This is a genomic window from Bordetella sputigena (assembly GCF_965137885.1).
Taxonomy (GTDB): Bacteria; Pseudomonadota; Gammaproteobacteria; order Burkholderiales; family Burkholderiaceae_B; genus Bordetella_C; species Bordetella_C sputigena.
The window spans coordinates 415278-430352 of sequence record NZ_CBCSCA010000001.1; the positions used below are offsets into that span (position 1 = coordinate 415278).

Genomic DNA, 15075 nt, shown 5'->3' on the forward strand with positions numbered 1-15075 from the left:
ACCCGCCTTTTCGCTTTCCCATGCCAGACCCGACGTCTTCCTCCGCGACAGCAGCGCCATTGCGCGATCTCCTTGCGGAAAGCGCCGGGGTCGTGCGGGCGGTACTGGCGGGTCGTTCCATGACCGACGCCATTGGCCAGGTGCCGGCGCCCTTGCGCGCCGGAACGCAGGCGCTTTCCTTCCATGCCATGCGCCGGCTGGGAGAGGCGCGCGCCCTGCGCCGTATCCTGGCGCCGCGCACGCCGCCCGAGCCGCTGGCCGAAGCGTTGCTGCTGGTCAGCCTTTGCTTGCTGCTGCCCAGTGCTGCGTCGCCCGCGCCAGGCGACGGCGCGGCCCGGACGCGTCCCGCGGGCGCCGTGGACGGCCCGCATGCCGCGCCCGCCTACGCCCCGTACACCGTCGTCGACCAGGCGGTGCAGGCCGCGGCGGCCATGCCGCGCGTCGCGCCTTTGAAAGGTCTGGTCAACGGCGTGTTGCGCTCCTTCCTGCGTGACCAGGACGCGTTGCTGGCCCAGCTTCCGCGTCAGATCGAGGCGCGCTGGAACCACCCCCAATGGTGGGTGGACAAGCTGCGATCCGCCTATCCGGACGACTGGGAAGCCATACTCGCGGCAGCCAATGTGCAGGCACCGCTCACCTTGCGGGTCAACCGGCGCCGCGCGACTCGGCAGCAGGTGCTGGATGCCTTCCAGGCGGCCGGCATCGGGGCGCGACCGGTGGGTGACATGGGCATCGTCCTGGACCAGCCGCGTCCGGTGCAGCGCCTGCCGGGCTTTGAGGAAGGCTGGTGGTCCGTCCAGGATGCCGGCGCGCAATTGGCCGCGCCGCTGCTCGGCGTGTCCGATGGCATGCGCGTCCTTGACGCCTGCGCCGCGCCTGGCGGCAAGACCGCGCATCTGCTGGAGCTGGCCGATATCGACCTGCTGGCCCTGGACGCGGACGCCGGCCGCCTGCAGCGCGTGGGCGACAACCTGCGGCGCCTGGGCCTGCCGTCCGCCCAGCCGCCGCGTGTCACCCTGCGCGCCGCCGACGCCGCCGATCCGGCCGCCTGGTGGGACGGCAAGCCCTTCGACGCCGTGCTGGCGGACGTGCCGTGCACCGCGTCGGGCATCGTCAGGCGCCACCCGGACATCCGCTGGCTGCGGCGCGCCGACGATGTCCCGCGCACCGTCAAGCTGCAGGCGCGCATCGTCGATGCGCTGTGGCGCACCGTGGCGCCGGGCGGCCGGCTGCTGTACGTGACCTGCTCCGTATTCCCCGACGAAGGCGAACGCCAGGCGGCCGCTTTCGCCGCCCGCCACGCCGACGCGCGGCGCCTGGACGCCCCCGGCCAGCTGCTGCCCGTCGCGTCCGATGCAACAGACACGACTCAACATGACGGCTTTTTCTATGCCTTGTTTGCCAAGGGCAGCTGAATCGCCAAGAATAATGGGGTTGCAGCGCTGATTCAACGTATGCCCATTTCCACGCGCCTGTTCGTGCTTTTGCTGGCCACCGTGCTATCGCTGCCGTGGGCGGGGACCGCGCACGCCGCCGATCCCAAGGTGGTCAATGTCGATCCCGTCATCCGCAACGGCAAGGTGGAAATCGACGCCGACATCCGTTTCGAACTGAACGACCAGCTGCGCGAGGCCGCCGAACGTGGCGTCCCGCTGTACTTCACGGCCGACGTCGTCATTACCCGTTCGCGCTGGTGGTGGCTGGACACCACGGTGGCCGATACCAACATGACCTGGCGCATCGTCTACAACGCCCTGACGCGCCAGTGGCGCGCCGGCGTCGGCGAACTGAACCTGCCGGTGCAATCGCTGGACGCCGCCATGGACATGGTGCGGCACATACGCGGCTGGGCCGTGGCCGACGCGAGCGATCTGGCCACCGGCGTGCGCTATGACGGCCGCCTGCGCCTGCGCCTGGATACGTCCATGCTGGCCCGGCCGTTCCAGGTCAACGCCTTGAACAGCAGTTCCTGGTCGGTGGCCACGCCGTGGAAGGATTTCGATTTCGCGCTCGCCGATCCCGCCGGAGACAAGCGATGAGGCTGTTCCTGCGCATCGCCCTGGTCGCGGGTGCGCTGGCCGGCATGCTCCTGCTGGGCCTGCTGGCCTGGTCCACCGGCAATGCCTCGCGCCTGGCCCGCTACTACGACGCCCTGCTGGTGCTGAACGGCGTGGTGGCGCTGGCGCTGTTCGCCTGGGTCGTCGCCCTGACCGTCAAACTGGTGCGCCAGATACGGCGGCGCCAGTTCGGCGCGCGATTGACGGCCCGTTTCGCCCTGGCCTTCACGCTGATCGGCGTGGTCCCGGGCGCCTTGATCTACACCTTGTCGGTGCAGTTCATGTCGCGCTCCATCGAGTCCTGGTTCAACGTGCGGGTCGACAGCGCCCTGGAGTCCGGCCTGAACCTGGGCCGCGCCGCGCTGGACTCGCTGTTGGCGGACCTGGATGCGCGAGCCCGTTCCATGGCCACGGAATTGAACCGGTCCAGCGATTCCAATATCGCGCTGACGCTGACCCGCCTGCGCGAAGCCAACGGCGTGCAGGAAGCCCTGGTGTTCACCGGCGGCGGCCGCATGATCGCGTTTTCCACCAGCCAGTACGGCCAGTTGCTGCCGGAGCTGCCGCCCGCCACGGTCCTGAACCAGCTGCGCCTGTCGCGCGGCTATTCCGCGGCGGAAGCCGATGATCCGCTGGACCGGGGGCAGGGCGGCCTGCACTTGCGGGTCGTCATCCCGCTCATCGCGCCCGACCGCTTCGATTCCCTGGGCAACGCTGGCGGCGAGCCGCGCTGGCTGCAACTGGTGCAGCCGGTGCCCGACCAGATCGCGCACAATGCCAACCGCGTTCAGCAGGGTTTCCGCGACTACCAGGAATTGGCGCTGTCGCGCCTGGGCCTGCGCAAGCTCTACGGCATCACCCTGACGCTGGCCCTGCTGGTGTCCGTATTCACGGCTATCGCCGTCGCGCTGTCGCTGTCCAAGCGGCTGGTGCGCCCGCTGCTGCGGCTGGCGGCCGGCACGCAGGCCGTGGGTATAGGCGATTACCGGCCCTTGCCCGAACCCCCGGAACGCGATGAAGTCGGCCAGCTGACGCGCTCCTTCAATGCCATGACGCGCCAGCTGGATGAAGCGCGGCGCATGGTCGAAAGCAACCGGCAGCAGCTGGAACGCTCCAACGTCTATCTGGAAAGCGTGCTGTCCAATCTGTCGTCCGGCGTCCTGGTTTTCGACGAAAGCTTTCGCGTTACCACGGTGAACCAGGGCGCGCAGACCATCCTGCAGGCGGACCTGCGCTCCGTCATCGGCCGGCCCCTGGAAACCGTCGAAGGCATGCTGCCCTTCGCGCAGATCGTGCGGCAGGCCTTTGCCGCGCATACCGCCGTGGGGTCGGAGCGCCTGCACTGGCAGCAGCAGTTCGAAATCCAGCTCAGTCCCGCCGCCGGCCACCCTGCCTCCCAGCAAGCCGCCACGCTGCTGGCGCGCGGCACGCATCTGCGCGTCGATGGACGCGGCAACGGCTACCTGGTCGTGTTCGACGACATCACGGAACTGATGTCGGCCAACCGTGCCGTCGCCTGGGGCGAAGTGGCGCGCCGGCTGGCGCACGAAATCAAGAATCCGCTGACGCCCATCCAGCTGTCGGCCGAACGCCTGGCCATGAAGCTGGCCGACCGCCTGGAACCCAATGACAGGCGCATGCTCGAACGCTCCACCAACACCATCGTCAACCAGGTCGCCTCGCTCAAGCACATGGTCGACGATTTCCGCGAATTCGCCCGCACCCCGCCGGCCGTCATGAAGCGCATCGACTTCAATGAGCTGGTGTCCGACGTCCTGTCCCTGTACGGCTGGGATCCGGTCGAAGGCCTGATGCGCGACCACGTCAATTCGCTCAACCTGGAGGTCGCCCTGGACCCGGACCTGCCGGCCATCGAAGGCGACCCCACGCAGTTGCGGCAGGTCATACACAACCTGCTGGCCAATGCGCGCGATGCCATCGCCGACCAGCAGGACGGCAAGGTGAGGGTATCCACGCAGCTGACGCGCGCGCGCCATGGCGATGGCACGGAGCAACTGGCACTGCGTTTTACCGTGGCCGATACCGGCCCGGGATTCTCTCCGCAGGTCATGCAGCGGGCCTTCGAGCCCTATGTGACCACCAAGGCGCACGGGACTGGGTTAGGATTGGCGATCGTCCGCAAGATCGTGGAAGAGCACGGCGGGCGTATCGATCTGGCCAACCGGCGCGAAGGCGGGGCTCGCATTTCGATACTGTTGACCCGCCTGGCGGACGAGGTCGATACTCTGGACGCAACCGCACAACAACAGGATAATGCGGCTACGCAATAGGTGGACGGGTTTATGGCCAGAATTCTGGTGGTTGATGACGAAGTTGGCATCCGCGAACTTCTGTCAGAGATCTTGTACGACGAAGGACACACGGTCGAACTGGCCGAAAATGCGGCGCAGGCCCGAGCCGCTCGCCTACGTTCGCGTCCCGACCTGGTCCTGCTGGACATCTGGATGCCCGATACCGACGGCGTCAGCCTGCTGAAGGAATGGGGCTCGCAAGGCCTGCTGGACATGCCGGTCATCATGATGAGCGGCCACGCCACCATAGACACCGCCGTCGAAGCCACCCGTATCGGCGCGCTGGACTTCCTCGAAAAGCCCATCACGCTGCAGCGGTTGTTAAAAACTATTTCGGCCGCCTTGGCGCGCGGCCGCGCGCCGCAGCCGGCGCCGGTGGCGGCCGCCCTGTCGCCCGTGCCGCTGGAAGACGAACTGGACGCCGCCGCCTTGCCGTCCGCCGCGGCCGACGCCCCGGCCGGCTCCAACGGCTTGCTGGGCAGCATCTCGCTGGACCAGCCCCTGCGCGAAGCGCGCGATGCCTTCGAACGCATTTATTTCGAATACCACTTGGTGCGCGAAAGCCATAGCATGACCCGGGTTTCCGAAAAGACCGGGCTGGAGCGCACCCATCTTTACCGCAAGCTCAAGCAACTGGGCATCGAGTCGGCGCGCAAGCGCAGTACATGAAGATCCTGATCGTCGGGGCGGGACGGGTAGGCACGAGCGTGGCCGAAAACCTGGTTTCCGAGCAGAACGACATCACCGTTATCGACACCGACGCGCGCAATCTGCAGGATCTGCAGGAACGCTGCGACCTGCGCGGCTTGCGCGGTGACGGCGCGCAAGTGTCGGTGCTGCGCGAGGCGGGCGCGGAAGACGCCGATCTTTTCATCGCCTGTGCCGCTTCGGATACCGTCAATCTGGTCGCCTGCCGCATCGCGCGGCAGATATTCAATATTCCGCGGCGCATCGCGCGCATTCGCTCCTCGGACGTCGCCGAACATCCCGAGCTGATGGGCGACGATGGCTTTTGCATCGACGCCTTGATCAGCCCCGAGCGCAGCGTTACGACTTACCTGCACAGCCTGATCGAGTTTCCCGAAGCGCTGCAGGTGGTGGAGTTCGCGGGTGGCCGCGTCAGCGTGGTGACCGCCCGCGTGAGCCGCGGCAGCGCCATGGCGAATCGGCCGCTGGATGCGCTGCCGGAAGTCTGGCCCGACGTGTCGGCGCGCATCGTCGACATCGTGCGGGACGGCCGGCCATTGCAGGCGGGCCGCGGCACCGTCATCCAGCCGGGCGATGAGGTCGTGGTGGTCGCCGATACGCGCCATGCGCGCCGCGCGGTGCGCCAGCTGCGCGCGGCGGAAAAGACCGCGCGCCGCATCATGATCGCCGGCGGCGGCAATATCGGGCTGCGCCTGGCGCGCGAGCTGGCCGAGGAAAACTACAGCGTGCGCATCATCGAGCACGGCGCCGCCCGCTGCCAATACCTGGCGGAAAAGCTGCCGCCCAGCGTTCTGGTGCTGCATGGCAACGCCACCGACGAAGCCTTGCTGGAACGCGAAAACATCGAGGACATGGATACCTGGCTGGCGCTGACCAGCGACGATGAGGACAACATCATGTCGTCGCTGCTCGCCAAGCGGCTGGGGGCGCGTCGCGTCATCGCGCTGATCAATCGCCAGGCCTATGGGGAGTTGATGCAAGGCAGCCATATCGACGTGGCCGTATCGCCTTCCCATGCCACGATGAGCGAGCTGTTGCGCCATGTGCGGCGTGGCGACGTGGTCGCGGTGCACCGCCTGCGGCAGGGCGTGATCGAAGCGCTGGAGGCCGTCGCCCATGGCGACCGGCACACTTCGCGGGTGGTCGGCCGCCAGGTGTGCCAGGTGCGGCTGCCCAAAGGCGCGATCATCGGCGCGCTGGTGCGCGGCGATGAAATCATCATGCCGGACCCCGATACCGTCATTCAGCCGGACGACCATGTCATCGTCTTCGTGCCGGGCCGCAACCAGATGGCCCGGGTGGAAAAGCTGTTTCAGGTGTCCGCGTCTTTCTTCTGAGCCCTTCGGGACCCATGCAAGCGCTTCGTATCGTCGATGGCCGCCTGGCGGCCGTGTTCAATCTGCTGGGCCTGATCATGGCGCTGTTCTCGCTGACCATGATCCTGCCCCTGGGCCTCGCCATCTATACCGGTGACGCGGCGCTGGCGGCCTTCGTCGACGCCGCCCTGATTTCCATGGCCTTGGGCGGCCTGCTGTGGGCGGCCACCCGCCGCCATCGCTCGGAACTGCGCCCGCGTGACGGCTTTCTGCTGGTCTCCATGGTCTGGACCGTGCTGCCGGCGCTGGCGGCCATGCCGCTGCTCATCTACTTTCAGCGCGCGGGCGCGCCGCTGTCCTTTACCGACGCCTATTTCGAGGCGATGTCCGGCCTGACCACCACCGGCGCGACCGTGCTGACCGGCCTGGACCGCTTGCCGCCGTCGATCAACCTGTGGCGCGCGACGCTGGTCTGGCTGGGCGGCATGGGTATCCTGGTGCTGGCCGTGGCGGTATTGCCGCTGCTGGGGGTGGGTGGACACCAGGTATTCCGGGCCGAAACGCCGGGCCCCATCAAGGACGAGAAGCTCACGCCCCGGATCGCCAGCACGGCCAAGGCCCTTTACGCGATCTATTTCGGCCTGTCGCTGCTGTGCCTGGCGGCCTACCGGCTGGCCGGCCTGCCGTGGTTCGAGGCCTGGTGCCATATGGCCACCACCATGGGATTGGGCGGGTTTTCCACCTGGGATGACGGGTTCGCGCATTTCGATTCGCTACCCGTCGAAATCGTCGCGATCGTCTTCATGCTGATCGCCGGCATCAACTTCGCCACCCACTTCAGCGCCTGGCAGACGCGTAGCGCGCGTCCTTACCTTAGCTGTCCGCAGACCATCCCGTACCTGGCCGTGACGCTGGGCGCCGCGCTGGCGATATCGGTTTTCCTCTATGTCGATGGCATCTATGGAACCCCGGGCGAGGCCTTGCGCTATGGGATGTTCAACGCCGTCTCCGTGATCACCACCACCGGCTATGCGAACGTGGATTACACCCAATGGCCCTTGTTCGCCACGTTATTGATGCTACTGCTGTCGGGGGTGGCCACGTCCGCCGGGTCGACCGGCGGCGGCATCAAGATGATCCGCGCCATTCTGCTCGCCAAACAGGCGCGCACCGAACTGGTCACCATGCTGCACCCACATGCCGTCAGCCCGGTCCGCCTGCGGGGCAGGGTGGTCGACAACCGCGTGATGACCTCCGTCCTGGCCTTCATGCTGATATACGGCATGTCCATCGCCTTGTTGACGATCCTGATGCTGGTTTCCGGCCTGGATCCGGTGGTCGCCTTCAGCGCGGTGGTGGCCAGCGTCAACAATACCGGCCCGGGCCTGGGGCCGATCGGCCCAATGGGAAGCTTCTCCGTCCTGACGGACTTTCAGACCTGGCTTTGCACCTTCGGCATGCTGATCGGCCGACTGGAGCTCTTCACGGTGCTACTACTTTTTACGCCGGCGTTCTGGCGTCGCTGATCGCATCCGGAGATACCCTCGCTTGTGAGTACTTGCTTACGAGATCGCGGGGAGAAGTCGGCAGGTTACGCGTTGTTGCGCATTAATGTCACGATTTTCACCGTTTATGACCGCAACGGGCGGCTAAACTGCGGCTTCGCGTCACACACCCAGGCACCCCCGGGAGGCCCGTTCCACCCGGGCCGGGCTTCAAGACCCGCCTGACGCCGTCCCCACCATAAATAAGATACATAGGAGCAGGAAATGGAACAGATTCCGTTCGTCCCTTCCGCCCCCAACACGCTGGGCATCGAACTCGAACTGCAATTGATCGATCCGCGGACGTTTGACCTGACTGCTGCTTCGGATGAACTGCTGGCGCAAATGGCCGACCATCCCATCGCCGACCGGGTCAAGCCGGAAATCACGCGGTCCATGATCGAGCTGAATTCCTCGGTTCACGAGCACCCCATGGGGCTGCTCGCCGAAATGCGCGAAATGCGCTCGGCCCTGTGCGAGGCGGCCGACGCCGTGGGCGTCTCGGTCGCCGGCGGCGGCGCCCACCCCTTCATGCGCTGGCAGGAGCGCTCGATCTCCGATACGCCGCGCTTTCAATACCTGGCCGAAATGTACGGCTATCTGGCGCGGCAGTTCACCGTCTTCGGCCAGCATATCCACCTGGGCGTCAAAAGCGGCGACCAGGCCATCACGCTGACCCGCCAGTTGTCGGCCTACGTGCCGCATTTCATCGCCTTGTCGGCCTCTTCGCCGTACTACGAAGGCGTGGATACCCTGTTTTCGTGCTGCCGCCTGAACGCGGTCAATAGCTTCCCCCTGGCCGGCCATATGCCGTCCGAAGTCACGGACTGGTACCGGTTCGAGGCTCACCTGGCGCAGCTGCGCAACCTGGGCCTGGCGGAAAGCATCAAGGACCTGTACTGGGACATCCGGCCCAAGCCTGACTTCGGTACCGTGGAAATCCGCGTCTGCGACACGCCGCTGACCGTCGAGCGCGCCTGCCAGCTGGCGGCGTTCGCCCAGGCGCTGGCGGTGCTGTTGCAGCGCGAGGCGCCGCCGGAAGGCGGCCTGTGGCTGGCCTATCGCAGCAATCATTTCCAGGCCTGCCGCTTCGGCCTGCAGGGCAGCTACGTCACGGGCGAGGGCCAGCGGCTACGGCTCATCGACCATCTGCGCGGCTTGTTCGGCCGCCTGATGCCGGTTGCCGACGAACTCGGGACCACCGATATGTTGACCTCGCTGCGTGACGACGCGCTGCGCGCGGGCAACGACGCGCGCTGGCTGCGCGCCCAATTCCATCGCCTGCGCGACCTGCCGTCGGTGGTGGAATCCATGACGGGCGCTTTTCGCGGCGACAGCGGCCTGGTCGGCATGACCGGCACGGATCCGACATCGGTGCTGCGGCGGCGCGTCCGCGCCAACTCGGAGCCCCTGGGTGGGGTAGGGGTGCAGACGCTCGCCGAGCCCGGCGTGGCGCCGCGGCGCCTGCACTGATCGCGCTGGTCAGCTCAGCTGCCCGGCTGCCGCCGGCCGCCGATCGCGCTGACGGACAAACGCGTTTCGCCCGGCCCGGCATGCCGGGCCGCCGCCCGCCAGGCGTGACCGTAGGCTACTTCTATCGTCAAGGCCATGGTGCCGTCCGGGCGGCGCTGGGCCTCCAGCGCCTTGCACAGGCGGTCGCGCCAGGCCCTGGTCGCCAGGGACGCCTTGCGATGCGCGGCCGGATTGCCGCCCAGGGCGCGTACGTCTTCCAGCAGCCGGTCCGCCGTTTGATAGGTCAGTGTCAGGGTTTCCTGGTCCATGACCGGGTCGGCGAAGCCGTTTTCCACCAGCAGGTCGCCGAAGTCGTGCATATCGACGAAAGACGGCGTGGCGGTCCGCAGGCCGGCGTCGGCGACCGCCTGGCGCAGCTCGCGCAGGGTGCCGGGACCCAGACAGGAAAACATCGCCAGTCCGTTCACCTTGAGCACGCGCCGCCATTCGGCCAAGGCGGCGTGGGGCCGCGGATGCCAGTGCAGGGCCAGATTGGACCAGACCAGGTCCAGCGACTCCGGCGCCAGGCCGGTGTCGGCCAGGTCGGCCTGGATGAAGCGCGGCGCCGCCGCTTTATCGCCGCGCCGCACCAGCTGCGCGGCCATCCCCAGCAGCCCGCCGCGGCGGGGAGCATGGCGTTGGCGCGCGATCTCCAGCAGGGGCCCGCACACGTCCACGCCGATGTAGGCCGCGTCGGGATAGCGCTCCTGCAGCAGCGGCAGGCTGGCGCCGGCGCCGCAGCCGGCATCCAGCAGCAGCGCCGGTTGCGCGCGGATGTAGCGCAGGCGATCGAGCATGCGCCGGCCGATTTCGCCGTACAGGAACTGGGCGTTTTCCAGATCTCCGCGGCGGGCAAACTGGCGCGCCACGTGGGCGCTGACGATGGGAAGCTCAGGCGGGGTGTCGGACATTTCAGTCGCGCCGGAGCCGGTGGCTCCGCGCGGATGTGATGAGATAAGCCTTTCATTATTGCGCACCGCGGCCCCCGGGCCCGCGTAGGGCCATGCGGCGGCGCGGGTTTTGTCGCCGCCCGGGATGCCGGCATCCCTGACGCGGCCGCCCACGGTGCGCCGCTTTGACATGCGGGGGCCAACATGGGCCGGTTCACGATACGGTGGGCGGAATTCATACGCGGGTGGAGAGCGGCTCGGCGTCGGATGATCTCGCGCATTGCCACGCCCTGCCCGATGTGCGGCGGCCCGGCGGCGGGCGGAGGGCCGTGCTCCCCCTGCCTGGGCGACGTCATCGCCACGATGCACGACGGCCAATCCCGCTGCCGCCAATGCGCCCTGCGCTTGCGTTCGGCCCAGGCGGCTTGCCCCGATTGCGCCAGGCGCCCCTCGCCATTGACGGCCGTGTTCCCCGGGTTCGATTACGAGTCCCCCGGCGACATGCTGATTACCCGCTACAAAATCGAGCTGCGCTATGCGCTGGCAGAGCCGCTGGCCGATCTGGTCCTGCGCGCGCCCGGCCTGTCGACGCCCGGTGCCCCCGCACTACCGGCCGGCACTGTCCTGGTGCCCATTCCATCATCGCGCGCCTCGTTGCGCCGGCGGGGCTTCAACCCGGCGGGCGAACTCGCGCGCGCCCTGGCGCGGCGCACATGCCTGCCGCTGCGGCCGCACTGGCTGGCGCGCGGCCGCGACGGTCCCAAGCAGAGCACACTGACACGCGCCGCCCGCGTGCGCGTCGCGCGGGATGCCTATGTCTGTCCGGCGGCCATCCCGCCATGCACGATCGCGCTGGTCGACGATGTCATGACCACGGGCAGTACCCTGCATGCGGCCGCCTTGGCGCTGCGCGCGGCCGGCGCCGCCAGCGTCATCGGGCTGGTCGCCGCGCGGGCGCCGGCGGATGATGGCGGCGTGCTGGCACAATATCGCCTGCCGTAGCGGCGCCACGCCCGAATCCGAAACCATGTTCCACGTCATCCTCGTCGAACCCGAAATTCCGCCCAACACCGGCAACGCGATACGCCTGTGCGCCAACACCGGCGCCCAGCTGCATCTCGTGGAGCCCTTGGGCTTCGAATTGGACGACGCGCGGCTGCGCCGTGCCGGCCTGGACTATCACGAATGGCAGCCGGTGCGGCTGCATGCGTCCCTGCCGGCCGCCGTCGCCGCCATCGGCGCCGCGCCGGATCGCGTGTTCGCCATGACCACGCGCACGGAGCGCTCTTTTGCCGGTACGGCCCTGCAGCCCGGCGATGTATTCGTCTTCGGACGCGAGACCGCGGGCCTGTCGGAGGCACAGTTGGGCCTGTTCTCGCCAGAGCAGCGCTTGCGCCTGCCCATGCGTCCGGGCCAGCGCAGCCTGAACCTGTCCAACGCGGTGGCGGTGGTCGTGTTCGAAGCCTGGCGGCAGGCCGGCTACGCGGGCGGCGTCTAGGCGGGCGACCGCCTGTGCCGTGACCGCGGCGGGCGACAACTTCAACGCTTGCGTGGAATATCGCGGGGCTTTGCGTCGCATTTGGCCTGTGCGTCCAAAACGCGCGCATTGCCTCGCGGAACCGCCCCTATGCGCTGTGTACCTATCACACGACCATCGCGATACAGATGTCCGCGGCAACAACCGGAACAGATCCGATAGCGCCGTCGACAGCGCCCACGCGACCAGGTCGTTACCTGGATGACTCCCGCCGTACGCCGATGCGCTTGCCAACGATGGCGGGGTATCCAAACGCAGCAGAAGGATCGCATATGCCTGTCTATCCCACCTCCGGCGCTGGCCCCAACGTCCAGAACGAGCATGTCCAGCCCCAAGCACGCGGCCGCTTGAATTCTCCCTCATCGTCTGCCGGCTCGGCGTCGGCTGGCGCCAAGCGGTTCGATGCCAAGCCGGCCAAGCGCACGCAGCGCGTCGGCAGGAACGTTTGCCGCGTCGGCACGCACGCCGCCAATAGCTGTGTCGTCGCCGTGAGAGCCGCCGAAAGCCGCCTGCATAAAGGCATAGGCAAGGCAGTGGCCAGGGTCGAGAATGCGTGCATCAGTGCCGGCATGCGGGTACTGCAAAAGGTGGCGCCCGGAACCAGCGGGGTGATGCGAATGGCGGCAATCACATCCGCGCTGGATCCGGCAAAGTTGCAGGCGCGCCGGCAGCTGGACGAGGATATCGCGGACCTGCGCGTCAACAAAAAGACCTTCAAGAAGGCAGGGCGCAAGATCAAGGTGGCGCTCAAAAAACTCGGGCGTATCGAAGCCGCCGTCGTCAAGTGCCGCAACGACGCGCGCCGTCATCTGGAAAAAGACAGCGCATACCTGTGCGGCGGGTTGCCCGCGCTCTCCGTGGCTCAGGCCCGCGTGGATAGCGGCCACGGGCCGGGCTTTTTCGGGAACCTGGTGCAGAAGGGCAAGGAAGTCACGGGGCTCTCTTCCAAGCCCACCGCGGAAGAAGCCGCGCAGTTCATCAATCGTCTGTGGACGCATGGCCTCGAAGAGGCGAACGCCGAACGCATCGCGCGCGAACTCGCCAAGCTGCGCGGTAAAGTCGACCTGGGCGATCATCTGAAAAGCACCATAGACCAATGCCGCAAGCTGATCGAGGGCGGCGAGTCGCTGCGCCGGCAATATCCTTCGGAACTGGGGCAGTGGGACCAGGCCGTGGCGGATTTCCAGAGCGATAAAGCCGAGCCATGCGCCAGTCTGCTGCGGGAAATGAGCGGGGTCCAAGGACTGCCGAACCCTGGCTCCGGCGATTGGATGGCGCAGCTCGCGCAGGCTCTCGACCTGCTGCCGCCTACGCCGACGGAGACTCGGAATTTCATCCAGAGTCACGTGGGCCGGGCAATGCGCGCCCTTTCCGATAACGCCTTCGACGAAGTCTGCCGGGCCGCGTCTCCCGGCGGGTACATGGGCACCATCCAGATCCATGCCGATCGCGTCCAGTCGGCCGAGGTCCTGGACGCCTGGCGCGCGGCCGTGAGCGACGAACGCATACGCCGTTATGAAACCGAGCCCTTGCGCGAACTGGCGAAGCTGACCCAGCTCATCGAGTCGAATGCGATCCAGGGCATGAGCGACCGCGGCTGCGCCGCCGACGAGGTGCCGTTGCCCGACCAGCTGGATATGTACCAGCAGGGCAGGAACGCCGTTCACGCTCTGCTGCGGGGCATGTACCTGTCGATGCGCGGCGACGAGGACCGCACCGGCTATCTGTCGCGGCTGATCTTCGAGCGCGCTCCGGAAGACGTGCGCGCCATCCTGCGGGAAACGACGACCTGGCGGAAAAAGGCCGTATTCGACGCATTGATGGAAGGCATGGGCCGCATCACGATGAACGGCGATCTGATGGTGCCGCAGTATCGCCGCGTGCTGCAGGAAATACAGCTCATCCTGCAGGGGGACGTGCTGCCCGTCGGCGACGCCCGCCGATCGCGCTGGCGCGATTTGACGGACTATGACAACCTGGAAGGCGCCTTGGTGGCCAGGAAGCGCGGTCCGCTGCGCAAGGCGTGGGACAAGATCGCGTTCTGGGCCGGCTACCTGGTGATCGGAGACGGCGCCAAGATGGAACAGGTGCGTTTCGAGTATCACATGGGCCGCCTGGGCCGGAGCGTGCGGGCCGCGTTCAAGCCGTTGAACCGCTATCCCGCCGATCCACGCGAAGTCCAGCAGGCGTTTCGCAATATGCTGATCGCGGTGGATGACCTGCGCGCGCAGTTCGCCGCCAGCCAGTTCCCCAGGGATGCCTGCGATCGATACCTGCGCATCGAGTTCTCCCGCGCGGTGGCGACGCTGGGGCCGGATTCGCTCAAGAACCTCTACAGGAACCTGCAGCAGCCTTGCCCCGATATGAGAGAATCCGCGCCGCGCTTTGCCTGGATCGCCGGCCTGCAGGGATGGTGGCGCAACAAGTTCCTGGATACCGAACGCATGACGCCGCGCGATTCCGTGGCATGGCAACGCACGGCCAACCGTTGCTGGACCGCGCTGCGCGACGCGGTGGAGCAGGAGCCGGAAGTACGCAGCTATGCCTATCTGCTCGCACGGCTGTCGGACAAATTCGATCGTGATTCCAACAAGGACTATGAGGGCATCAAGCTGGCCCTGGATGGGCTCATCAAGCGGGACGTGGGCACGTGGTCCAGCCCGGATACCGGCACCTTCACCACTTACGATGCGACCTGGGCTCGCCTGAACCAGACGCACATGCAGAACATGCTGGGTCGGTTCAAGCGTTACGAAGGCCATATGGATGATTTCCTCAAGGCCGAGGCGGTTGTGAGCACGATCGGCGAGGAAAACCGATTCATCTATCGGCACTATCAGCAGGCCTTGCTGAATTCCGGCAGATCGTTCGAGAGGAACAATCCGATGAATCGTTATGCGGAGCAGCCGACGCCGGTGGGGAAGGCGGCGGACCCTCGGGTCGCCGCCATGCCCGAAGCCGCGAGCCCCGTGCCGGCGGCGGACCATCCACCCGCAGCCACGGCCACCATCACAACCACGACTACGGCCACTACGGTAACGGGCGCAACCGCCGCGGCGGCGGCGGTGCCTGCTCCGGCAACCGCCGTAACCGCTGCGGTATCGGCATTCGTGCCGGCACCCGCGCCGGTTATCGCCCCGGAGGCGCTTCCCGTACCGGCGCCCGGCGCCGCTGCTTGACGTCGCGCATGATCGCGGGG

General features: G+C 67.2%; 11 protein-coding genes. 10 read left to right on the forward strand and 1 reads right to left on the reverse strand.

Annotation, left to right across the window (positions count from 1 at the left end; genetic code table 11):
* Positions 1-20: 20 nt before the first annotated feature.
* The 7 genes from rsmB (at position 21) to ACNA0R_RS02010 (ending at position 9410) form a co-directional block, all read left to right on the forward strand.
* Positions 21-1415: a 16S rRNA (cytosine(967)-C(5))-methyltransferase RsmB gene (gene rsmB / locus ACNA0R_RS01980; protein WP_415824200.1), complete on the forward strand. Its 1395-nt coding sequence runs from the start codon at positions 21-23 to the stop codon at positions 1413-1415.
* A gap of 39 nt (positions 1416-1454) precedes the next feature.
* Entirely contained in the window at positions 1455-2039 is a 585-nt protein-coding gene (locus ACNA0R_RS01985; RefSeq protein ID WP_415824201.1) for a DUF4390 domain-containing protein, read from the forward strand.
* Positions 2036-4348, forward strand: a complete 2313-nt coding sequence (locus tag ACNA0R_RS01990) for a sensor histidine kinase (RefSeq protein ID WP_415824202.1) — start codon at positions 2036-2038, stop codon at positions 4346-4348. Before ACNA0R_RS01985 ends, ACNA0R_RS01990 begins: the two co-directional genes overlap by 4 nt.
* A 12-nt stretch (positions 4349-4360) precedes the next feature.
* A complete protein-coding gene (locus ACNA0R_RS01995; RefSeq protein WP_415824203.1) occupies positions 4361-5038 on the forward strand; it encodes a response regulator in 678 nt (225 codons plus the stop codon).
* A complete protein-coding gene (gene trkA / locus ACNA0R_RS02000) occupies positions 5035-6414 on the forward strand; it encodes a Trk system potassium transporter TrkA (protein WP_415824204.1) in 1380 nt (459 codons plus the stop codon). Before ACNA0R_RS01995 ends, trkA begins: the two co-directional genes overlap by 4 nt.
* A gap of 14 nt (positions 6415-6428) precedes the next feature.
* Complete coding sequence (locus tag ACNA0R_RS02005) at positions 6429-7919, forward strand: TrkH family potassium uptake protein (RefSeq protein WP_415824205.1); 1491 nt, start codon at positions 6429-6431, stop codon at positions 7917-7919.
* Positions 7920-8162: 243 nt separating this feature from the next.
* Entirely contained in the window at positions 8163-9410 is a 1248-nt protein-coding gene (locus ACNA0R_RS02010) for a YbdK family carboxylate-amine ligase (RefSeq protein WP_415824206.1), read from the forward strand.
* 14 nt (positions 9411-9424) lie between these two features.
* Here the strand turns inward: ACNA0R_RS02010 and ACNA0R_RS02015 are convergent, their stop codons facing one another.
* Positions 9425-10360 carry a methyltransferase domain-containing protein gene (locus ACNA0R_RS02015; RefSeq protein WP_415824207.1) on the reverse strand — a complete coding sequence of 312 codons (936 nt, stop codon included), beginning with the start codon at positions 10358-10360 and terminating at the stop codon, positions 9425-9427.
* A gap of 246 nt (positions 10361-10606) precedes the next feature.
* Between ACNA0R_RS02015 and ACNA0R_RS02020 the strand changes: the two genes are divergently transcribed.
* The 3 genes from ACNA0R_RS02020 (at position 10607) to ACNA0R_RS02030 (ending at position 15055) form a co-directional block, all read left to right on the forward strand.
* Positions 10607-11341, forward strand: coding sequence for a ComF family protein (locus ACNA0R_RS02020; protein WP_415824208.1), 735 nt, complete (start codon positions 10607-10609; stop codon positions 11339-11341).
* Between the two features lie 25 nt (positions 11342-11366).
* On the forward strand, positions 11367-11837 hold the full coding sequence (locus tag ACNA0R_RS02025; RefSeq protein ID WP_415824209.1) for a tRNA (cytidine(34)-2'-O)-methyltransferase: 471 nt from the start codon (positions 11367-11369) through the stop codon (positions 11835-11837).
* 311 nt (positions 11838-12148) lie between these two features.
* Complete coding sequence (locus tag ACNA0R_RS02030) at positions 12149-15055, forward strand: hypothetical protein (protein WP_415824210.1); 2907 nt, start codon at positions 12149-12151, stop codon at positions 15053-15055.
* The last annotated feature ends 20 nt before the right edge of the window (positions 15056-15075 follow it).